Source organism: Serratia sp. A07, from assembly GCF_058725505.1.
The window spans coordinates 1-992 of record NZ_JBZXDO010000193.1 but is presented as its reverse complement, the minus strand read 5'-3'; the positions used below and the strand labels follow the sequence as shown (position 1 = coordinate 992).

At 60.1% G+C, this 992-nt stretch carries 1 pseudogene; it reads left to right on the top strand.

Features of this window, described 5'->3' with window-relative positions:
• Window positions 1-36: 36 nt before the first annotated feature.
• A pseudogene (locus AC4PR2_RS29165) lies at window positions 37-992 on the top strand (hypothetical protein); the annotation flags it as partial.

The window sequence follows — 992 nt, the reverse complement described above, 5'->3', positions numbered from 1 at the left end:
TCCGCCGCTTTCAGGTTCGGTAACCGGTGACCGCCCATGAAGAATGATAAATCGCTTATTCGCCTGACGGCCCCGCGTAAAATCGACCTGCGGGAAGAAACCGCCGCCAACGGCGTTGTTGTTCCCGAGTCGCTGGAGCTACCCGATAACGAGCCGGTCTTCCTGCCTTATCAGCAACGCTGGTTTCTGGATGAAAGCCCGGTCTGTATCGCCGAGAAGTCACGCCGCACCGGTCTGACCTGGGCGGAGGCCGGTCGCAACGTGATAACGGCCAGCAAGGCGAAGCGCGATGGCGGGCGCAACGTGTTCTACGTGGGCAGCAAGAAAGAGATGGCGCTGGAGTACATCGCCGCCTGCGCGCTGTTCGCGCGCGCGTTCAACCAGTTGGCCAAAGCCGATGTGTACGAGTCGACCTTCTGGGACAGCGAGAAGCAGGAAGAGATCCTCCAGTACATGATCCGCTTCCCCAACAGCGGCTTCAAAATTCAGGCGTTAAGTTCTCGCCCGTCCAACCTGCGCGGCCTGCAAGGGGATGTGGTGATCGACGAAGCTGCGTTTCATGAATCGCTGGAGGAACTGCTCAAGGCGGCGCTTGCGCTCAACATGTGGGGCGCGCGCGTGCGGCTGATTTCGACCCATAACGGCGTCGACAATCCCTTCAATGAATACATTCAGGATGCACGCGAAGGCCGCAAGGACTATAGCGTGCATCGCATTACCCTGGACGATGCCATCGGTGAGGGGCTGTATCGTCGTATCTGTTACGTGACCGGCCAGGAATGGTCGCCGGCGGCGGAGAAAGCCTGGCGCGACAACCTCTATAAAAATGCCCCCAACGCCGAATGCGCCGAGGAAGAATACGGCTGCGTACCGCGCAAATCAGGCGGCGCTTACCTGTCACGGCCGTTGATTGAGGCCGCGATGGCGCCGGCCGGCAGTGTGCCTATCCTGCGCTTTGAAGCCAAACCCGAGTTTGAGCTGTGGACGGCCGA